A 20,387-nucleotide genomic window follows, 5' to 3' on the forward strand; every position below is an offset into this window, starting at 1 on the left:
TTTTTCAAAGCTGATCAGATCAACCAATTAATTTCTTCATTAATTCATTCACTTGCGCAGGGTTGGCTTTACCTTTCGCTGCTTTCATCACTTGACCAACTAAACCGTTAAAGGCTTTGTCTTTACCAGATTTATACTCTTCAACCATTTTCTCGTTAGCAGCAAGCACGTCTTTAATAATTGCTTCAATTGCGCCTGTATCAGTTTCCTGTTTCAAGCCTTTTTCCGCAATCACTTCATCCGCAGTTTTGCCTTCTTCCCACATAAAGCCGAACACTTGCTTCGCAATCTTACCGTTAATTGTGTTGTCCACAATACGTGCAATCATGCCGCCAAGTTTTTCTGCTGTTACAGGCGCGTCAGCAAGTTCTAGGCTCGCTTTGTTTAAAGCGCCAGAGAATTCGCCCATCACCCAGTTAGCAGCCACTTTACCTTGAGCAGCGCCGCCCGCAGCGTTTACAACAGCTTCATAAAACTCTGACATTTCACGCGTCAGCGTTAAAACGTGCGCATCGTACTCAGTCACGCCAAAGTCAGCCACGAAACGCGCACGACGTGCAGCAGGCAACTCAGGAAGCGCAGCACGAGCCGCTTCAATTTGCGCGTCTGCAATCACAACTGGCAACAAGTCAGGGTCAGGGAAGTAGCGGTAATCGTTCGCTTCTTCTTTCGAACGCATTGAGCGCGTTTCCATCTTCACTGGGTCGAACAAACGTGTTTCTTGGTCAATCGTGCCATCCCATTCTAGGATTTCCATTTGACGTTCGATTTCAACGTTAATCGCTTGTTCAATGAAGCGGAATGAGTTGAGGTTTTTCAACTCACAGCGTGTACCAAACGGTTGACCCGGACGACGTAAAGACACGTTACAGTCAGCACGGAATGAACCTTCTGCCATGTTACCGTCAGAAATGCCTAGCCAACGCACTAACGTATGAATCGCTTTAATGTAGGCAACCGCTTCTTCAACCGAACGCATATCAGGTTCAGATACGATTTCAAGTAAAGGTGTGCCTGCACGGTTTAAGTCGATGCCTGACATGCCTTCAAATTGGTCATGGATCGATTTACCTGCATCTTCCTCAAGGTGCGCACGGGTTACACCAATGCGTTTTACTGTGCCATCTTCAAGCTGGATGTCGATATGACCCAAGCCCACAATCGGGTTGTCCATTTGGCTGATTTGGTAGCCTTTTGGAGAGTCTGGGTAGAAATAGTTTTTACGTGCAAACACAGAAGCTTGGTCGATGTAAGCATCAATACCCAAACCAAAGCGAATCGCAAGATCAACCACTTCTTTGTTCAATACTGGCAATACGCCCGGCATTGCAAGATCAACAAGGCTCGCTTGCGTATTTGCATCATTACCAAATTCAGTAGAAGAACCTGAGAATATTTTAGATTTTGTCGCAAGCTGAGTGTGAATCTCAATACCAATAACGACTTCCCAACCATCAATCAGGTTAGATTTTGGTTTAGCAGCGTTCTTCGCCATTATGCATTCTCCTCAGCAATCGCAGCGCGTTTAGTATGCCAATCGGTTGCTTGTTGGTACTGATGCACCACAGACAACAATTGAGATTCTGACCAGTAGTTACCAATCAACTGTAAGCCAACAGGCAAGTTGTCTTTGTCAAAACCAACAGGCGCGTTAATCGCAGGAAGACCTGCCAAGTTCACTGCGATGGTGTAGATGTCGCCTAAGTACATTTCTACAGGAGACAGGTTTGCACCAATCTTATAAGCAGTCGTTGGGGCAGCAGGGGCAGCAATCACGTCTACAGATTCAAATGCTTTTAAGAAATCTTGTTGGATTAAACGACGTACTTTCTGTGCTTTCACATAATAAGCATCGTAGTAACCCGCAGAAAGCGCGTAGGTACCAATCAAGATACGTTGTTGAACTTCCTTACCAAAACCTTCTGAACGTGAACGCTTGTACAAGTCCATCAAATCCACTGGATTCTCTGCACGGTAGCCATAACGTACGCCGTCATAACGAGAAAGGTTTGAAGAAGCTTCAGCAGGTGCGATCAAGTAGTAAGTCGGCACGTAGCTTTCAGTCATGTTCAGGTCAATCTCAACCAAGATTGCGCCCATCTCTTCAAGTTTTTTTAGAGATTCTTCAACACGTGCTTTCACGTCAGCATCTAAGCCTGCAACATTAAAGTATTGCTTAGGAATACCAATGCGTAAGCCTTTTACTGATGTGCCGTTGAGGTTCGCCACATAGTTATCGACATCTTTTTCAACCGAAGTTGAATCTTTCGCGTCATGACCTGCCATCACGTTCATGAGGTATGCACAGTCTTCAGCCGAACGCGCCATTGGGCCGCCTTGGTCTAAAGATGATGCGTATGCAATCATACCGAAGCGAGAAACACGTCCGTATGTTGGTTTAAGACCTGTCAAACCACAAAATGATGCAGGCTGACGGATTGAACCGCCTGTGTCTGTACCTGTTGCAAATGGTGCAAGGTCAGCCGCGACAGCCGCAGCTGAACCGCCTGATGAACCGCCCGGAACGTGCGATAAATTCCAAGGATTCGCCGTTGCGCCGTAGTAAGAGTTTTCAGAGGTCGAACCCATGGCGAATTCGTCCATGTTCACTTTACCAAGTGTCACGAGGCCCGCAGCTTTACCTTTCGCTACAACGGTTGCGTCGTAAGGAGAGATAAAATTGTCCAGCATTTTAGAACCAGCAGTGGTTTTAATGCCTTGGGTACAGAAAATATCTTTGTGCGCAATTGGTACACCGGTCAACGCAGTTGCATTGCCTGATTTAATTGCAGCATCAGCCGCATCTGCTTGCGCAAGTGCTTGTTCAGCAGTCACGGTCACGTATGACTTGACTTGAGCATCGATTTTTTCAATGCGTTTTAAATAGTGTTCTGTCAATTCGCGTGAAGAAAATTTAGCGCCAGCCAAACCTTCAGACAATTCACGAATTGATAAGCGATGTAAATCTGTCATGAGAAATATTTCTTTACGTTTAATTTGAAAAAATGTTGATCTGAATAAAAATTATTCAATCACACGCGGAACAAGGTACAAGCCATCCTGTACGGCAGGAGCAACTGCTTGATATGCTTCGCGATGATTGGTCTCAGATACCACGTCTTCACGTAAGGGCTGTGGATTGTCGAATGGACTTTTTAGTGGTTCAACACCGTCAGTATCGATGCCTTTCAGGGTTTCCATCATGCCTAAAATTTTATTTAAACTTTGAGCATAGTCAGCAGATTGCGCTTCATCTAGCGACAATCGAGCCAGATGGGCAATCGCTGAAACTGTTTGTGCATTTAGATCTGCAGAATGCTGTGCATCCGATGTAGACATAACATTACCTAATCAGTATTAAAAAAATTCAAAATATCGTGGCTTATAATAAGCGATTGACTTGTTCAAATCATCACATTTAGTTAAAGTTGCCACCTTGCGTCCATATAAAAGTTTAACTGAGAACGTCCCCGTGATTCTAAAACGACTAATTGGCTTGTTTTCGCCGGATCTTGCCATTGATTTAGGCACTGCAAATACACTTATTTATGCGCCAGGACGAGGCATTATATTAAATGAACCGACGGTGGTGGCAATTCGCCACAGTGGTTCACAAAAAATCGTTGCCGCAGTAGGTCTTGACGCGAAGCAAATGCTAGGTCGTACACCTGCAAATATTTCTGCGATTCGCCCAATGAAAGATGGTGTGATTGCAGATTTTGAAGTCACTGAAACGATGTTGAATCAATTCATTGGCAAAGTGCACGAAAAACGTTTGTTCCCACCTGCACCGCGTGTCGTGGTGTGTGTGCCATGTAAATCGACGTTGGTGGAACGCCGTGCAATCCGTGAAGCTGTATACAATGCAGGTGCACGTGAAGTTCGCTTAATTGAAGAGCCAATGGCTGCTGCAATTGGTGCAGGTATGCCTGTTGAGCAAGCTTGTGGTTCGATGGTTGTCGATGTTGGTGGTGGTACAACTGAAATCGCGATCATTTCACTTCAAGGTTGTGTCTATGCAGACTCACTACGTATCGGTGGTGATGTATTTGATGAACAAATCATTAATTACGTGCGTAAAGCACATGGTTGTGTGATTGGTGAAACCACTGCAGAAAACATCAAAAAAGAAGTTGGTATGGCGCTTCCAGAAGAAGGTGCAAAACCTTTGGAAATCGAAGTCCGTGGTCGGAACTTGGCTGAAGGTGTACCTCGTGCGATTACCGTAACTTCTGATGAAGTGACTCAAGCGATTTCTGATCCACTGCAAAACATTGTGGCTGCGGTTAAATCTGCACTAGAGCAAACGCCACCTGAGTTGTCTTCAGACATCGCAGAACGCGGTATTGTGTTGACTGGTGGCGGTGCATTACTTCGCAATCTTGATAAGCTTCTTGCAAAAGAAACAGGTCTTCCTGTCGTGGTTGCAGAAGATCCACTATCATGTGTTACACGTGGTGGTGGTAAGGTTCTCGAATTCTTCGATAACCCAAATCATGACATGTTATTTGTAGGCTAAGAAAAGGACTCGGCGGGTGCAAACGCAACTGTTTTCAAGACAACCGCCATCTTTTCGCTCATTTATCATTGCGGTGATTACATGCTTGGTGGTGCTTTTCTTTGATTGGCGCATGCCACATGTAATTCAACCGGCCAGAGACGTCTTGTATGCGGCATATAATCCAATTTATGCCCTTGCAAGCTATCCAGTGTTATCGCGAGAATGGCTGAATCAACAAACCAAGTCTGAAGCTCAATTACGTCGTGAAAATACCGCGATGCAAGCAGAGTTAATTCAGGCTCAAGTCCGTTTACAGAAACTTTCTGAACTTTCTGCTGAAAATACTCGACTACGTGGACTACTCGATACACCACTCATCATTGATGGTCGTATGGAGATTGCCGAAGTCATTGGTACTGATGCTGATCCCTTACGTCATATTATTGTGATTAACCGTGGAGCCAGCAGTCAGCTTAAAGTGGGACAAACTGTACTCGATGACAAGGGCATTATGGGGCAAATTATCAATGTTTACCCGCATAGTAGCCGTGTCATGTTGCTCTCAGACAAAGAGCACTCTTTATCCGTGCGTATGGAGCATACAGGTATGCGCGCAATCGTTACGGGTACAGGTGACTTAGGTCGACTTAAGATGGAATACGTGCCAACCAGTGCGAATATCAAAGTCGGTGAAAAAGTCTATAGCTCAGGGCTAGGGGCACATTTCCCAGCAGGATATTTGGTGGGGACAGTCTCGAAAGTCAGTCGTCACAATAGTGGTGAATTTGCCCAAATTGATATCAATCCTGCTGCCCAATTGGCAGGTGGTCATCATGTGGTTGTGCTATTTTCCGATTCTTTAGCGATGGAGCAACCGCATGTCACTCGCTAAGCTTAGTCGTCATACAGAGCGCGACCCATTATTTCCAATTATCTTTTCCATCATTTTGGCATCCGTGCTGATGGTGTATCCGCTTTCTTATGACCTATCGGGTTGGCGCCCATTATTCATGATGATGATCATGCTATTTTGGGTCCTCTGTCAGCCGACATGGTGCGGTGTTTGGTTTGCATTTGCCACAGGTCTCTTTACGGACTTATTGACTGATGCGCCATTTGGCATGAACGCACTGAGTTTTGTGGTCATTGCATTTGTGACACGCTTTTTGACCCGTGAACGTCGTATCCTCACATTTGGTAATTTATGGATTATTGCTGCAATGGCAATTTTCGCGCATTTACTGTTTGTGTGGATTGTTCAAGTGATGGGTGGAGCACAGTTTTCATTTGCCCGCCATTGGCAGCCAATTGTTACTAGCTTACTCATTTGGCCAATCATGTATTACTTCTTGAGAAAATGGCGCATATAATTTTAGCTTCGAGTTCTCCTCGACGACGCGAACTATTGCAACAATTAGGTCTGGAATTTGAAATTTTCAGTCCAGATATTGATGAGTCCGTGTTGGAAGGAGAACCTGTAGCGGATTATGTAGAGCGTTTAGCACGTGCTAAAGCTTGCGCAGTACAACAACAATTCCCTGATGCTATTGTTATTGCCGCCGATACCAGTTTAGGCGTTGATGAGCACATTTTAGGAAAACCAGCGTCGAAAGCACATGCTTTTTCTATGTGGGAAATGATCTCTGGACGAAAACATGATGTGTTTTCAGGTGTTTGTGTCAGTACAAAAGATCAAATATACAGTATAGTAGTGCGCACACAGGTTGAATTTCAAACGCTGAGTCTAGCTGACATGGAAAGCTATTGGGCAACAGGTGAACCAATCGGCAAGGCGGGAGCCTACGCCATTCAAGGAATTGCTGCGCGCTATATTCCTTGTATTGAAGGGAGCTACAGCAATGTCGTTGGGCTGCCTTTGCATGAAACCGTACAGTTATTACAGACAGTTAAGGCATTAAATTAACTGCTGCAACACAAGAATTTTTATAATGTTTTGAGTTTTGATATGTCTGACGAGTTGTTGATTAACGTCACACCGATGGAATGTCGGGTGGCGTTGATTCAAAACGGTACGGTCAATGAATTATTTGTTGAGCGCACCGTGAAGCGTGGGTTAGTGGGCAATATTTATAAAGGGAAAGTTGTTCGTGTGCTTCCGGGTATGCAGGCTGCTTTTATTGATATTGGATTGTCGAGAACGGCTTTTTTACATATCAATGATATGGTCTGGCAGCGCAATCAACCGACCCCGAACGTTTTTGAGCTGTTACAACCGGGACAAGTACTCACCGTACAAGTGATGAAAGATATGTTGGGTACAAAAGGTGCACGACTATCAACTGATCTTTCTATTCCTTCCCGTTACCTCGTTTTAATGCCATATGGCAGTCATACCGGTGTTTCACAGCGCATTGAGTCTGAAGAAGAACGTGATCGCTTGCGTAGCATGATTGAACGCATTCAAAAGGAACACAATTTACCGGGTTCAGTCATCGTTCGTACTGCTGCTGAAGGTATTCCTGAATGTGAAATTGCGCAGGACATGGCTTATTTAGCAAAACTGTGGGAATACATACAACGTAAACAACGCAGTATTGTTGTGCCATCTTTGATTTTTGAAGAGCTGCCTTTACCGCAACGCGTCATCCGTGATTTAGCCAACGAAGAAACGTCTAAAATTCAGGTCGACTCACGCGAAGTACATGGCAAATTGCAAGAGTTTGTCCAAGAATTTGTACCGAGTATGCAAAATCGCTTACTGCATTATCCAGGTGAGCGTCCAATTTTTGACTTGTACAATGTCGAAGAAGATATTCAGAAAGCCTTACAGACACGTGTGGCACTTAAGTCTGGCGGCTATCTGATGATCGATCAAACTGAAGCCATGACCACGATTGATGTCAATACTGGCTCCTATGTTGGTGGTCGTTCACTTGAAGACACTGTGTTTAAAACCAATATGGAAGCCACACAGGTCATTGCACGTCAGCTTCGACTACGTAACTTGGGCGGGATTATCATTATTGACTTCATTGATATGCAAGAAGCACATCATCGTGAAGAAGTGATGAGCCAGTTTGAGAAAATGCTCGAGCGCGATCATGCAAAAACCAAGATCACTCAAGTGTCTGAGCTGGGTTTGGTGGAGATGACTCGGAAACGCACCCGTGAATCTTTGGAGCATCTTCTTTGTGATTCTTGCCCAACCTGTCAGGGGCGTGGTTATGTGAAAACGGCTGAAACAGTTTGCTATGAAATTTTCCGTGAAATCTTGAGATATGCACGTGCTTATGAGTCACAAAGTGGTTTTACCGTGGTGGCACATCCGTCGGTGATTGACCGATTGTTAACTGCTGAAGCACCTGCGGTAGCTGATTTAGAGCACTTTATTAGCCGTGTGATCAAGTTCCAAGTGGAAAATTTATATACGCAAGAGCAATACGATATCATTCTGAGCTGAAATTGTAACAGAATATCGTTAAACACTTGTTACAACTGAGATTTTACTTTTGAACTGTTATTTTGAATACTAGACACATCAAATAGCCAAAGCCATTTTCCTGCATTGGACTTGAAAATGGCTTAGCAAAAAGAGGTGTACTATGGGTGTTAGTAAAACAGTAATGAAAAGTGGTCTTAAAACTGTTGTTGAAGCAAAAGCGATCCATTCAGGTTATATCGTGGATGAGCGTGGTAATGAGGTTCAAATTACAGCGTCTATGATTCGTTCTGCTTGTCATCAGTTACTTAAACAGTGCCGAGCAATTAAAGCTTAAATATTGAAATATAAATAATGTAATCCAGAGGGTTAAAGTGCTAACGCGCAATTCTAAAATATTTAATGCGCTAAAATTTTATAAATAATGGAAAATAAACTTAATTATCAGTTCGTATCTACAAGTCATAATTAAACAATAGCAACGGATTTGTTCACCTAAATTTTAGCTTATACACATAAATTGCTCCAAAAAATCAATCAAAGTTCAAATACTAAAAACCCGTCTAGATTGTTTAATTTAGACGGGTTTTTATCATTATGTATGGTTCAAGATGCTGATGAATTGATACCAAATCTAGAAACAGGCGGTTAGCTAACCGCCTGTAACTTTGGGGAATCTTGGTTCACAATAGTTTCAAATCGTTGAATTTCTTCTTCCAAATGCGTGAGTAAATTTTGCATTTTTGGCAGCGCATTACGACATGCGGTTAAACCAACTTCAAGCTTATCTAAATAGCTGGTCATGGTGATATTAAGCGCTTGACCATCCAAAACAATAGACGCTGGGTAGAGCGCTTCTAAACGTGCACCATTCCAATATAACGGCTCTTGTGGGCCGGGAACATTCGAAATGACCAAGTTAAAGGCCTGACGTTTTGGCATGAAGCCTGATGCAATATTTAAACCTGCTGCACTGTAGACAAAAGCACTGTAGTTTAAAATTTGATTCGAGTTCATCCGCTTAAAGCGCTCTTTGGCATTGAGCACACTACGACGCACAATCTTCAACCGTTCTAGCGGATCTTCTTTATGGGTTCCAAGATTGGCCAAAATCATGGTAATACGGTTTGACATATCTGAATCATCGGTACGCACAGATGCAGGCACCATGGCAATCAATGGCTTTTTAGGTAATGCATTTTGTGTAATTAAATACTCACGTAATGCACCTGAACAAATTGCGAGCACAATATCGTTAATTGTTACACCAAGTGACTTGGCAATATGTGACAAACGTGAAAATTCAAAAGACTGAGCAGCGAAACGACGTGAAGAACTGACCCGTTGGTTTAATATTGAACTCGGCGCTTGGAAGCTAGACACATAATCTGGGTTACGCCCCATATCTTTCATCACGGTTTGTGACAGTTCGTACAAAACTCGTGGAGTAGAGTCAAGTTGTCCCTTAATGGTCGATAACAGACCTTTCATACGACTGGCTTTAGGCTGCTTCAGGCGTTTTGCACGAGGGCCTTCTACACACCATGGTGGCACAATACTTTTAGCATCTGGGTCATGCGAAAGCGATTTTTCAACTAAACGCATACCTGCAATGCCATCGACCATCGCGTGGTGGATTTTGAAGTACATGGCAAAACGATTGCCTTCAATGCCTTCAATAATATGGCAGGTCCAAAGCGGTTTTGCACGGTCAATCAGCGCACTGTGTTCCTGTGAAATATAAGTCAAAAGTTCACGGATACGACCGGGATGCGGCAGTGCGATATGGCGGAAGTGATGATCTAAATCAAACTCTTCGTCTTCATCCCAAAAGAAGCCGTTGAGTTTATTGTTAAAAGGAGGAATAGGAATGGATTTTGAATTACGAATATCTGCGACTAAATCTTGAATAAAAGTATCTGGTGCATTGTCAGGGATCTGAAATAAAAATAGACCACCTACGTGCATCGGTTGTTGCCGTTTCTCTAAATTTAAGAATATGAAATCAATAGGATGTAATGGACGCATAGCGTTGATTGCCTCACTGCAATTTCTACAGCTGCTCATGTATGAGTAGCATTGTTAGAATTATTAAATTGTCATTTGCAGTATAGCGTTTTTACGTTGAAATGATACGGAATTATGTGTATCTATGCGTTGAAAAAAACCACTGCTATGCAGTGGTTTTGTGATCTTTATTTTTTCATGTTGCCTGCGTGTAAGCCGCATTCTTTATGGGTTGCATCTTCCCACCACCAGCGACCTTCACGTTCGTGTTGATTCGGTAAAACAGGTCGAGTACATGGTTCACAGCCAATCGAGATAAAGCCACGTTCGTGTAGTGGATTATATGGAATTTCCATGAGACGGATATAGTTCCATACATCAGCGCTAGACCAGTTTGCCAAAGGATTATATTTAATCAATTGCTTGCCCGGACCTGAAAAACCGGGGTCTGCTTGTACCACAGGAATTTCATTACGTGTGCCAGGGCTTTGGTCCTTACGTTGACCTGTGATCCAGCCATCTAAAGTGGCTAGTTTTTTACGCAAAGGTTGTACTTTTCGGATACCACAGCATTCTTTATGTTCATCTTGATAGAAGCTAAAAAAGCCCTTTTCTGTCACCAGTTTTTGTACCGCATCACTTTTTGGGAAACAGATTTCGATATCAATTTTATAATGTTTACGGACAGTATCTAAAAATTGGTAAGTTTCAGGGTGTAAGCGACCGGTATCTAAACTAAATACACGAAAAGGAATCCCTAAGTTCGATGCAAGATCAATCAGTACAACATCTTCTGCACCAGAAAAGGAAATCGCAACTTCACCTTGCTGGCTAAGCGCAAGTTTCATAATCTCAGAAGGTGATTTATCTGCATATTCAGATGCAAGTGCATCGACAAGGTCAATAGTAGGGATGGTAGTCATGAATGTCCTGGCTATAGGCTTGGAACGTTAAAACCTATATTAATTTATTTCAGAACTATTTTAATGGAAATGCTAAAACACACTTATCACTAAAAAATAGATACTTATGAAAAAAACAGATTTAAAAAAGAACAATGCATTTTTTTATTCTTCCGCTATGATAATGAAAAATTTTTTTCACATAACAGAGGGTAGAGTGCATGGAAGTCGTTTGTTTAGATCTAGAAGGGGTTTTAGTACCTGAAATTTGGATTAATTTTGCGAAAAAAACAGGCATTAAAGAACTTGAAGCAACGACTCGTGACATTCCAGATTACGATGTGTTGATGACTCAGCGTTTAAATATCCTAAAACAACACGGTTTGGGTTTAAACGATATTCAAGACGTAATCGCAGATATGGGGCCATTTGAAGGTGCAAAAGAGTTTGTAGAGTGGGTGCGTACTCATTTTCAATTGATTATTCTTTCAGATACTTTCTATGAGTTTGCACATCCATTAATGCAGCAACTTGGTTGGCCAACGATTTTCTGCCACAAATTAGAAACTGATGAAAATGGTATGATCTCAGCTTATAAGCTTCGTCAACCTGATCAAAAGCGTAAAGCCGTTCAAGCATTGCATGGGTTAAACTTCCGGGTGATTGCAGCAGGTGATTCTTATAACGATACGACGATGCTTGGTGAAGCAGATGCGGGTTTCTTATTTGATGCGCCTGACAATGTGATTGCAGAATTTCCACAATTCCCACCAATTCATGGCTATGCTGCATTAAAAGAAGCGATTCGTAATGCTTCAGTTCGTGATATTCCAGCTTAATTCTGTATAGCTGGTTATAGAAAAGGGCGCTTATGCGCCCTTTCTTGTTTAATGCAAAGCTGTTCTAACAACTTAGAAGCGATAGCCTATTTTCAAACCATAGCCAAGCGCATGGTTATCTTCAAATTCACCTACTGGATTACCACCAGTTTGAGCAGTAGCATCACCTAACCAGAAGTATTTAACACCTGCTTGGATGAAATAGTTTTCAGCAGGACTATATTGACCACCTAGACCAACATTCCAATACCCTTCAACAGGGCCTAAAGTCGTAACAGGGTTGCCAGCACCCGAATCGTAACCTACAGATGCAGAACCAGACCATTTGCTGTTAAATTTATGGCCTACACCAACATTAGCTGACCATTGGTCGTCTGAGTAATCAATAAGATTTTGACGGACATGAGGTGCTGGAATTGAACTTACGTTACCAAGTAAAGTTGGTTTAACCGCAAACTGGCTCCAATGTACCCAACGAACATTGGCAAATGCTAGCGTATCTTTAGCAATACCTGTTTGGAAATCTAAGTTAACTGATTGAGGTGTTGTTGCATCAACAGATGATGTCAGCGCACTTAAAGATGGATACGGTAGAAGCGTAGTTTCATTGGATTTTGTATTATGTTCAATTTCAGAGCGGTAGGTAATAGCCGCTTTTAATGCAATTTCAGGAATCGAATAAGCAACACCTGCTAACCAGCCATAAGCTTCTTCACGTTCCATTTCGATGTTATAAGTACCAAGTTTGGCATTACCACCATAAGCAGCACCACGTAGTTTGATATTGGCTTCTACAGTTTGCCAAACTGGACCTGCATAAAAGTTCCAATTTTCGTTTGGTTGGTAACCAATTAGGGCAGTTAAGCTTTCAGTTTTAACATCTACAGATGTACCTTGAGCACCATTACCAAATACTTGCGATGCAGCATCATATTCAGCTTCTGCACCGTATGGTTGGTCGTAAATTAAACCTAGTGAAATTTTGTCAGTCGCTTGTACTTTGACAGCAGCGGAAGGGAAGTAATATGACTTCGCCATGTCATCGACATTAAGTTCATTTGACTTTACTTCTGCATCTAGAACAGTGATACCTGCTTCTGCATAGTTACCAGGTTGTAAGAATGCTGAAATAGACTGACCTGAACGATCTAGACCCGCTGCAAATAATGATGCTGTTGGTAAAGCGGTAAGTAAAATTGCGTAGCTAAGGTGATTTAAGCGCATACTTTTCCCTGTTTGTAACTTTTGATGTTATTTCAATGTGTGGAAAGTAACATAAATAGAAAAACAGTAAATAAGAGTTGCTACTCTAAAATTGAACTAGGGAAGTTAAAAAATGAGCATGACTAGAGTATTTATTCTAGTGATTGATAATTATCTTTATGATTTTTAAATGAAAAATTAGAGTAAAAAGCTTAGTTTTTGATAAATGTTTTAGTAAATTTAAATGTTTATTGTTTGATCAAACAAGATAGGGAAAGAATAAAAAGTTAGGGCCATAGCGAACTATGGCCCGAATCATATTTAAATTAGAAGCGGTAACCGATTTTTAAACCGTATGCCCAAGCATCGTTATCTTCAAATGATGCTACTGATTCATTTGTACCAAACATTGATGCAGGTTGTGCTTCAGCATCACCTAACATGAAGTATTTAACACCACCTGCGATAAAGTAGTTAGGCGCTGGGCTGAATTGTAAACCTAAGCCTACGTTCCAGTAGCCTTCAGTAGGACCAAGTGTTGATACAGGGTTACCTGCGCCTGAATCCCAGCCTACAGAGACGTTACCAGCCCATTGTTCACTAAATTTACGACCTACACCGACTGTAGCATTGATTTGATCATCAGTATAAGCAACAAGATCAAACCCACCCACTGGGCCACGACCAATGGCACCTAGTGTTTCAGATGCTGCACCAAAAGCAGTTGGACGAATTGCGAAATTTGACCAATCTACCCAACGGACATTCGCAAATGCGACAGTGTCGGCCATGATACCAGTTTGAAAATCTAGGTTAACAGACTGAGGTGTAGTGATCTTGGTGTCAGCACGTGTTGAAAAAGCACCGCCAAGTAGAGCACTGTTTCCAGTTTCTGTGGTTGCAGCTTCGTGATCAATTTCAGAACGGTAAGTAATAGATGCTTTTAAAGCAATTTCTGGGATTTGGTAAGCTAATCCTGCTAACCAACCAACGGCGCTATCTTCTTTCATATTTGCATTATATAAACCGAGAGCTTGGTTTGCTCCATATGCAATACCACGTAGTTGAACATCGCCTTTTACTGTTTGATATACACCACCGCCATAAATGTTGAAATTTTCAGTCGGTTGAAAACCAAATATCATCGAAATATTTTGGGTGTGAACGTCGACTTCAGTTGTTTCGCCCATTAATTGGAATGCGCCAGGGTTACCTGCAACTGGTAGTGTTTGATCTGTTGCACTATATTTAGCTTCTGCACCAAAAGGTTGATCATATAGTAAACCAAAAGAAAAATTATCAGTTAGCTGTAATTTTAATGCTGCTTGTGGAAAATAGTAATCACCCGCCATGTCATCTAGTGATGTATTAGCAAGAGCTCCTAATGTTGGGTTGCTAGCAGGTGCAGTGCTGTTCATCTTCCCTGAAACATTCGGATCTAAAACCGAAATACCTGCTTCAAAATAGTTCCCTGGTTGTAAAAATGCAGAAATAGATTGTCCTGAACGATCTAGTGCTGCTGCAAAAGCACCTGTCATTGGAACTGAAGCAAGAATCATGGCTGTAGCTAAAGTTTTTAATTTCATTCTTCGTCATTCCTTGAGATACGAATTTGATTTTTATGGTTACTGCATATATTCGTTATGGAAAACTTCTTAATACTCTTAGGCTTAATTGTTACTCCATGTGACAAAAATAGCACAATTAAAATAAGAGTAAATGCTCTAGATTGAAAAATATGGCTAAAAGTTGCTATTTTTAGAGTAAAAGTACTAATTAGTATATATAACATTTTGATTATTATTTAATATTTTCATTTAGCGCATTATTTTCTAAACCTAGAAAAAAATTGAAAAAATTTTGATATGAGCAGTCATAAATTGATTTTTTGGCCTTATGGACCATACTATGTGTCGTTTTTTGCATTGAGAGGTAGGTGGTTAGCACATTTTAAAGCGCTATTTAACTGTTCTTAAAAATAGTCTTTGAACAGTAATCTTTGTAAAAACAATAATTAAGTTAAAAACTGTAATTGATGGGTTTTTAGTGTGAAAGGTTCTTTCTTTATATTTATTGGTATATGGGGGATTACAAATACAGGGAGGAGGGATATCTCAGAAATTGTGCGCTCTGCGGGACTCGAACCCACGTCGGTCGCTTAGGAGGCAACTGCTCTATCCAGTTAAGCTAAGAGCGCAAGACGGAGGCTAATGTACTCCTATTTTAGCTAAAAAAAAAGTTATTGCCGAAACAATAACTTTTTAAATTACTTAGTCTTTATGAACTTCATTGGGGTCAATGTCGCTCAAATCTTTAGGATTAAGATAGTTAAACATTAATAACATGACTGTAATCCAAACAGGGATCATTAGAACAGATTCCATAAAGCCCTGAGTCCACATAATAAAGAGAACTAAAGCAATAAAGATCAGAACGATGTAGTTGCTGACTGGTGCCCAAAGTGCAGGATAAGACGTTGTAAAATTCAAAATACGTTTTGCACGACGGAACTGTAAGTGAGTCATGGTAATCATCGCCCAGTTAAGGACAAGTGCACCAACCACCACATACATTAAGTGACCAAGCGCATCTTCAGGTACGAAGTAGTTTAAGAGTACGCAACCGAAAATCAGGACTGCAGAAAGTAATACCGCTGGAATTGGCACGCCACTTTTGTTGGTTTTAGCGAAAACTTTTGGAGCATTACCTTGCTTCGCCAAGCTGTAAAGCATACGGCTATTGGCATACATACCGCTGTTATAAACAGACAGTGCTGCAGTTAAAATAATGAAGTTCAGTAAATGTGCAGCCCAATCAATACCCAGTTGGCTAAAGATCATCACAAATGGACTTTTGTCTAAACCACCTAGTTCAAGCTGATTCCATGGCACAAGTGACAATAGAATAGTCAAAGAACCCACGTAGAAAATCAAAATACGGAAAACAACTTGGTTAATCGCTTTAGGAATAGTTTCTTTTGGATTTTCAGCTTCCGCTGCTGCCATACCAATCAGTTCAATACCACCGAAGGCGAACATCAAGAAAGCCAGCATGAAGAATAAGCCTTCAAAACCATTTGGGAAGAAACCGCCCTGACTCCATAAGTTGGTAAATGATGCTGTTGAGTTGGCATCTGCAGTCAGTAGCAAATACAAACCAAATACGATCATCGAAATAACTGCAGTGACTTTAATAATCGACAGCCAAAACTCAGATTCACCATAAAACTTCACATTACCTAAGTTTACTAAAGTAATGATCACGAAGAAGAACAGTACAGATGCCCATGCTGGAATATGAGGCCACCAGTAATTGATGTATTTCGCAACAGCGGTGAGTTCTGTCATTGCCACTAAAATATAGAGAATCCAGTAGTTCCAACCTGTTAAGAAACCTGGAAATTTCCCCCAATATTTATATGCAAAATGGCTAAATGAACCCGCTACAGGTTCATGGACGATCATTTCACCCAACTGACGCATAATTAGAAAGGCGATCAAACCGCCAATGGCGTAGCCAAGAATAATGGATGGTCCAGCAGATTGAATCACATGCGCTGAGCCCAAGAATAAGCCTGTACCAATTGCACCACCCATGGCAATCAATTGAATATGACGATTCTTTAAGCCACGCTTGAGTTCGGAGGAATTGGTAGTCAAGTTACTCTTCCCGAGAATGGTTTAATTTTGGTAATTGTAATGTATAGAGAATGAATAGCCTAGTAGCTCAAAATTTATGAAAAATATTTATAGGTTTAATAACCTATTTTTCGTTTTAAATGCTGAATTAAAAATTTATGAATCAATAGATTAATTTTATTTTAATTGAAATTCTGATGCTTGGCTTTATATGGAAAAGGTATCGAATGTTGTTTTTTTATACTTAAGTCATGTGATTGTTAAAACTTCAATTAAACATTGTATGATGCAAAAGCGCAGAAAAGAACGCTCTGCCAAAACACAATGATAAAGATTAAGGATTCAATAAAAATGAGTTTTGCTCCCCAAATTAAAATTGCAGCGACTTATATGCGTGGTGGTACAAGTAAAGGTGTATTTTTCAAGCTAGATGATTTGCCCCTTGCAGCACAACAAGCTGGAAAAGTTCGCGACCAACTTTTATTACGTGTGATTGGCAGTCCAGATCCTTATGGCAAACAAATTGATGGGATGGGTGGAGCGACATCAAGTACCAGTAAAACCGTGATTTTGGCAAAAAGTTCACAGCCTGAGCATGATGTAGACTATCTATTTGGACAAGTGTCGATTGATAAAGCATTTGTCGACTGGAGTGGTAACTGCGGAAACCTAACAGCAGCGGTTGGTGCATTTGCCATTTCAAATGGTTTGGTTGAGGCATCACGTATTCCTGAAAATGGTTTATGTACGGTTCGTATTTGGCAAGCCAATATTCAAAAAACCATTATTGCCCATATACCTATTACTGATGGTGCAGTACAAGAAACCGGTGATTTTGAACTAGATGGTGTAACCTTCCCAGCAGCCGAAGTTCAAATTGAATTTTTAGACCCCGCAGATGATGGTGAAGATGGCGGCGCTATGTTCCCTACAGGGAATTTGGTCGATACCTTAACCGTACCCGATGAAGGCAGTTTCCCTGCAACATTCATTAATGCAGGTATTCCAACGATTTTCTTAAATGCAGAAGATATTGGTTATGTCGGCACTGAACTGCAAGATGCGATCAACGGTGATGCTAAGGCATTGGCCCGTTTTGAAAAAATCCGTGCTTATGGTGCGCAGCAAATGGGTTTGATTTCAGATATTGCTGAAGCAGAGCAACGTCAACATACACCAAAGATTGCATTTGTTTCAAAACCGAAAGCTTATACATCTTCGAGTTCTAAACAAATTTCAGAACACGATACGGACTTATTGGTTCGTGCCTTGTCGATGGGGAAACTGCATCATGCCATGATGGGCACAGCGGCAGTTGCCATTGGTACAGCAGCTGCGATACCGGGGACACTTGTGAACTTAGCCGCGGGTGGTGGGGAGCGAGAAGCCGTGCGTTTCGGACATCCATCTGGGACGTTACGTGTAGGTGCGCAAGCAATTTATGAAAATGGTCAGTGGGTCGTTAAAAAAGCCGTAATGAGCCGAAGTGCGCGTGTCTTAATGGAAGGTTGGGTGCGTATTCCTGCGGATAGTTTGGATTAAGCATTTAACATCTCATTTGAAATCAGCCTCTGCTTTGCAGGGGCTTTTTTTTGCCTTTATCTTTTATATGAATAAGCAAATCATGAATTGGTATATCTTTTTATATAATATGAACTGCATTTAATATTAGAAAGTTTCTGTGATTTATGCCAGATTAATTTTGTTAGCATTTTGCGTAGCTTTACCCTGAAAAAAAGTAGCGAAACCATGCTTAAAAAAGACTTAATAAAATCGGATCTACCTACTGAACAATTGGCTGTATTAGAAGCGTTGCCAATGCCTGCTGCATTATTTTCTGCGACAGCTGAGCTGATATGCGCCAATCAAATATTTAAACATCGGTTTCAGTCAGACTTACAAGAGATCGTATTAAATCATGTGTCTGTGATGCAGCAAAAAACCAAAGCCACAAGTTCTGAGTTTGATTTACGCTGTTTAGAGAACGATAGCATTGAACCCTTTATGTATAGTGAAAATGAACGGCATTATTGGTTCACGCTCAAACCAAAGTTTCAACAAAGTGGCGATTTGGAACATGTGTTGTTGTGCTGTGCGGATATTACAAATTTAAAGCAATTCGAATTATCGCTGTTGAAACATAACCAACAACTCGAACAACAAGTTTATTTTGATTATCTGACAGGGATAAAAAATCGACGAGGTTTTGATTTAGACCTTTCTCAGTGGCAAAAAAGCTTCGCGGTTGAACAAGCCGATGAAATTTGTTTGATGATGCTCGACTTAGACAATTTTAAGCAAATCAATGATATCTACGGTCATGCGTTTGGCGATGAGGTTTTAAGAAAAAGTGCGCAGCTTTTAAGGGTGCAAATTAGTCAACACGCAGATGCACAAATATATCGCATGGGTGGGGAAGAGTTTGCAATGATTTTGCCACGCACGGCTATATCGACTGCATGTTCGATTGCACAACAATGTTGTGAGCAAATCTATGCTTCTTCGATGAATTATGCGGATAAGGCTTTACAACTGAGTATCTCATGCGGAGTGGCCTTGTGGGATGGTACAGAGTCATTTTTTGAAACATTGGCACGTGCCGATCAGGCTTTGTATCAAGCCAAGAAAGGCTCGAAAAATTGTACTTGTTTTAATGATGGACAAAATGTGGCGCTATTTGAGGAAACGACATTTAAAAAACCATCAGACTGTGGGAAAAACACATAGATTTAGGTCGTAACATAGAGAAAGATCTGAGAAAGCAGTATGATGCAACAGGTCAAAATTGACAGAAAACATTGGCAGTCGATTTGCTAATGAACGAAGCAGTTAAATATTTAAAGTATTTGAGGTGAATGTGTCTTCTTTAACAGACGTTTCCACACATGCCCTGACAGAAGCGCAGCAGCGTATTCAGCAGGATTTACTGACAGCGCTTGATGCATTTTCAATTCCAGAACCCTTAAAAGGGGCGGTGTATCATGCTGTGATGTTGGGTGGAAAACGTGTTCGACCGGCACTTTGTTATGCAACAGCAGCATTAAAACCCAATACCAATTTTGCAGCAGTACGCCGTGCTGCGGTGGCAATTGAATTTATTCATTGCTATTCATTGGCACACGATGATTTGCCGTGTATGGACAATGATTTACTTCGTCGTGGTCAACCAACTTGTCATGTGGCTTTTGGTGAAGATACGGCCTTACTTGCTGGCGATATTTTACAATCGATGGCTTTTGAAGTTTTAGGCAGTCGTCTCTTTGATCAAGGCCCAGCCGTTGAAGCGCCGATTATCTTAAAGCAAATGCAAATTTTAGCGACTGCAACTTCAAAAATGGTCAATGGACAAGTCCTAGACTTACAAGCGGAAGGCAAACACGTCAGTCAGGATGAACTAGAAAACATTCATCGAAATAAAACCGGCGCTTTAATTTCTGCAGCAATCATGATGGCGGCAGTGACAATATTTAATGGCACAGATCAAGCTATTCCTAAACTCCGCGAATTTGGTCTTGCGATTGGTTTAGCCTTTCAGGTGCAAGATGATATTTTAGATATTATTGCTGATACTGAGGCATTGGGTAAAACAGCGGGTAAAGATCAACAAGTGGATAAATCGACATATCCTGCGCTAATGGGTCTTGATCAAGCCCAAGCTTATGCAGAAGAATTACATGCACAAGCGCTTCAAGCTTTGGATTATTTTGCAGAAGATGCGGCAGAATTACACAAGATCACGCAGTTTTTATTAAAACGTCAAAGTTAATATAACGCAGTAAAAGACCTCAGCCCACACATGTAACATGTTGTGGGCTTTTTTATATTTTGTATATTTGGAACAGAAGTCAATAAACCATATACGGAATAGCTAAATGGATGACATGATAAAAAACAAAA

18 protein-coding genes and 1 tRNA gene are annotated in these 20,387 nt (G+C 41.3%); 10 read left to right on the plus strand and 9 right to left on the minus strand.

Annotation, left to right across the window (positions count from 1 at the left end; translation table 11 throughout):
• Positions 1-19: 19 nt before the first annotated feature.
• From gatB to gatC, 3 genes are read right to left on the minus strand one after another with little or no spacing between them, the layout of a single operon-like run.
• Complete coding sequence (gene gatB, locus FTV11_RS00490) at positions 20-1,495, minus strand: Asp-tRNA(Asn)/Glu-tRNA(Gln) amidotransferase subunit GatB (protein WP_180073209.1); 1,476 nt, start codon at positions 1,493-1,495, stop codon at positions 20-22.
• Positions 1,495-2,973, minus strand: coding sequence for an Asp-tRNA(Asn)/Glu-tRNA(Gln) amidotransferase subunit GatA (gene gatA / locus FTV11_RS00495; RefSeq protein ID WP_180073210.1), 1,479 nt, complete (start codon positions 2,971-2,973; stop codon positions 1,495-1,497). Before gatA ends, gatB begins: the two co-directional genes overlap by 1 nt.
• A 51-nt stretch (positions 2,974-3,024) precedes the next feature.
• Positions 3,025-3,339 (minus strand): Asp-tRNA(Asn)/Glu-tRNA(Gln) amidotransferase subunit GatC, encoded by a 315-nt coding sequence (gene gatC / locus FTV11_RS00500; protein WP_078189985.1) that lies wholly within the window; start codon positions 3,337-3,339, stop codon positions 3,025-3,027.
• A gap of 133 nt (positions 3,340-3,472) precedes the next feature.
• Between gatC and FTV11_RS00505 the strand changes: the two genes are divergently transcribed.
• The 6 genes from FTV11_RS00505 to FTV11_RS00530 all read left to right on the plus strand — a co-directional run bounded on the left by FTV11_RS00505 (position 3,473) and on the right by FTV11_RS00530 (position 8,238).
• Positions 3,473-4,519, plus strand: a complete 1,047-nt coding sequence (locus FTV11_RS00505; RefSeq protein WP_086178633.1) for a rod shape-determining protein — start codon at positions 3,473-3,475, stop codon at positions 4,517-4,519.
• 16 nt (positions 4,520-4,535) lie between these two features.
• Positions 4,536-5,393, plus strand: coding sequence for a rod shape-determining protein MreC (gene mreC / locus FTV11_RS00510; protein ID WP_078189984.1), 858 nt, complete (start codon positions 4,536-4,538; stop codon positions 5,391-5,393).
• Entirely contained in the window at positions 5,380-5,871 is a 492-nt protein-coding gene (gene mreD / locus FTV11_RS00515; RefSeq protein ID WP_168379038.1) for a rod shape-determining protein MreD, read from the plus strand. The genes mreC and mreD overlap by 14 nt, the downstream gene beginning before the upstream one ends.
• Complete coding sequence (locus tag FTV11_RS00520) at positions 5,859-6,425, plus strand: Maf-like protein (protein ID WP_168379037.1); 567 nt, start codon at positions 5,859-5,861, stop codon at positions 6,423-6,425. The genes mreD and FTV11_RS00520 overlap by 13 nt, the downstream gene beginning before the upstream one ends.
• 42 nt (positions 6,426-6,467) lie before the next feature.
• Complete coding sequence (gene rng / locus FTV11_RS00525; protein WP_111885603.1) at positions 6,468-7,922, plus strand: ribonuclease G; 1,455 nt, start codon at positions 6,468-6,470, stop codon at positions 7,920-7,922.
• A 142-nt stretch (positions 7,923-8,064) separates the two neighbouring features.
• Positions 8,065-8,238 (plus strand): PA1571 family protein, encoded by a 174-nt coding sequence (locus FTV11_RS00530; protein ID WP_168379036.1) that lies wholly within the window; start codon positions 8,065-8,067, stop codon positions 8,236-8,238.
• A 311-nt stretch (positions 8,239-8,549) separates the two neighbouring features.
• Here FTV11_RS00530 and FTV11_RS00535 read toward each other — a convergent pair whose 3' ends face one another.
• Both FTV11_RS00535 and FTV11_RS00540 read right to left on the minus strand, forming a co-directional pair.
• Positions 8,550-9,929 carry a wax ester/triacylglycerol synthase family O-acyltransferase gene (locus FTV11_RS00535; RefSeq protein WP_180026498.1) on the minus strand — a complete coding sequence of 460 codons (1,380 nt, stop codon included), beginning with the start codon at positions 9,927-9,929 and terminating at the stop codon, positions 8,550-8,552.
• 167 nt (positions 9,930-10,096) lie between these two features.
• A complete protein-coding gene (locus tag FTV11_RS00540) occupies positions 10,097-10,831 on the minus strand; it encodes a phosphoadenylyl-sulfate reductase (RefSeq protein ID WP_180026497.1) in 735 nt (244 codons plus the stop codon).
• 200 nt (positions 10,832-11,031) lie between these two features.
• Between FTV11_RS00540 and thrH the strand changes: the two genes are divergently transcribed.
• Positions 11,032-11,649 carry a bifunctional phosphoserine phosphatase/homoserine phosphotransferase ThrH gene (gene thrH, locus FTV11_RS00545; protein ID WP_078189978.1) on the plus strand — a complete coding sequence of 206 codons (618 nt, stop codon included), beginning with the start codon at positions 11,032-11,034 and terminating at the stop codon, positions 11,647-11,649.
• Positions 11,650-11,721: 72 nt separating this feature from the next.
• On the opposite strand, the gene FTV11_RS00550 is transcribed toward thrH, so the two are convergent.
• From FTV11_RS00550 to FTV11_RS00565, 4 genes are all read right to left on the minus strand, one after another.
• Positions 11,722-12,873, minus strand: a complete 1,152-nt coding sequence (locus tag FTV11_RS00550; protein WP_180064049.1) for an OmpP1/FadL family transporter — start codon at positions 12,871-12,873, stop codon at positions 11,722-11,724.
• 305 nt (positions 12,874-13,178) lie between these two features.
• On the minus strand, positions 13,179-14,438 hold the full coding sequence (locus tag FTV11_RS00555; protein WP_180026496.1) for an OmpP1/FadL family transporter: 1,260 nt from the start codon (positions 14,436-14,438) through the stop codon (positions 13,179-13,181).
• A 538-nt stretch (positions 14,439-14,976) separates the two neighbouring features.
• A tRNA-Arg gene (locus FTV11_RS00560) sits at positions 14,977-15,049 on the minus strand.
• 73 nt (positions 15,050-15,122) lie between these two features.
• Positions 15,123-16,511 carry an amino acid permease gene (locus FTV11_RS00565; RefSeq protein WP_078189974.1) on the minus strand — a complete coding sequence of 463 codons (1,389 nt, stop codon included), beginning with the start codon at positions 16,509-16,511 and terminating at the stop codon, positions 15,123-15,125.
• Positions 16,512-16,841: 330 nt separating this feature from the next.
• Between FTV11_RS00565 and prpF the strand changes: the two genes are divergently transcribed.
• From prpF to FTV11_RS00580, 3 genes are all read left to right on the plus strand, one after another.
• Positions 16,842-18,032, plus strand: coding sequence for a 2-methylaconitate cis-trans isomerase PrpF (gene prpF, locus FTV11_RS00570; protein WP_180073211.1), 1,191 nt, complete (start codon positions 16,842-16,844; stop codon positions 18,030-18,032).
• A gap of 207 nt (positions 18,033-18,239) precedes the next feature.
• Positions 18,240-19,217, plus strand: a complete 978-nt coding sequence (locus tag FTV11_RS00575; RefSeq protein WP_180073212.1) for a GGDEF domain-containing protein — start codon at positions 18,240-18,242, stop codon at positions 19,215-19,217.
• A gap of 130 nt (positions 19,218-19,347) precedes the next feature.
• Positions 19,348-20,256, plus strand: a complete 909-nt coding sequence (locus FTV11_RS00580) for a polyprenyl synthetase family protein (RefSeq protein ID WP_180004317.1) — start codon at positions 19,348-19,350, stop codon at positions 20,254-20,256.
• The last annotated feature ends 131 nt before the right edge of the window (positions 20,257-20,387 follow it).

Source organism: Acinetobacter sp. YH12231 (assembly GCF_013417755.1).
In the GTDB taxonomy this organism is placed as follows: domain Bacteria; phylum Pseudomonadota; class Gammaproteobacteria; order Pseudomonadales; family Moraxellaceae; genus Acinetobacter; species Acinetobacter amyesii.

Excerpts from the sequence above, each read along its gene's own strand:
- gatB (WP_180073209.1), bottom strand. The coding sequence starts at position 1,495 with ATGGCGAAGAACGCTGCTAAACCAAAATCTAACCTGATTGATGGTTGG.
- gatA (WP_180073210.1), bottom strand. The coding sequence starts at position 2,973 with ATGACAGATTTACATCGCTTATCAATTCGTGAATTGTCTGAAGGTTTG.
- gatC (WP_078189985.1), bottom strand. The coding sequence starts at position 3,339 with ATGTCTACATCGGATGCACAGCATTCTGCAGATCTAAATGCACAAACA.
- mreD (WP_168379038.1), top strand. The coding sequence starts at position 5,380 with ATGTCACTCGCTAAGCTTAGTCGTCATACAGAGCGCGACCCATTATTT.
- FTV11_RS00520 (WP_168379037.1), top strand. The coding sequence starts at position 5,859 with ATGGCGCATATAATTTTAGCTTCGAGTTCTCCTCGACGACGCGAACTA.
- rng (WP_111885603.1), top strand. The coding sequence starts at position 6,468 with ATGTCTGACGAGTTGTTGATTAACGTCACACCGATGGAATGTCGGGTG.
- FTV11_RS00530 (WP_168379036.1), top strand. The coding sequence starts at position 8,065 with ATGGGTGTTAGTAAAACAGTAATGAAAAGTGGTCTTAAAACTGTTGTT.
- FTV11_RS00535 (WP_180026498.1), bottom strand. The coding sequence starts at position 9,929 with ATGCGTCCATTACATCCTATTGATTTCATATTCTTAAATTTAGAGAAA.
- FTV11_RS00540 (WP_180026497.1), bottom strand. The coding sequence starts at position 10,831 with ATGACTACCATCCCTACTATTGACCTTGTCGATGCACTTGCATCTGAA.
- thrH (WP_078189978.1), top strand. The coding sequence starts at position 11,032 with ATGGAAGTCGTTTGTTTAGATCTAGAAGGGGTTTTAGTACCTGAAATT.
- FTV11_RS00550 (WP_180064049.1), bottom strand. The coding sequence starts at position 12,873 with ATGCGCTTAAATCACCTTAGCTACGCAATTTTACTTACCGCTTTACCA.
- FTV11_RS00555 (WP_180026496.1), bottom strand. The coding sequence starts at position 14,438 with ATGAAATTAAAAACTTTAGCTACAGCCATGATTCTTGCTTCAGTTCCA.
- prpF (WP_180073211.1), top strand. The coding sequence starts at position 16,842 with ATGAGTTTTGCTCCCCAAATTAAAATTGCAGCGACTTATATGCGTGGT.
- FTV11_RS00575 (WP_180073212.1), top strand. The coding sequence starts at position 18,240 with ATGCTTAAAAAAGACTTAATAAAATCGGATCTACCTACTGAACAATTG.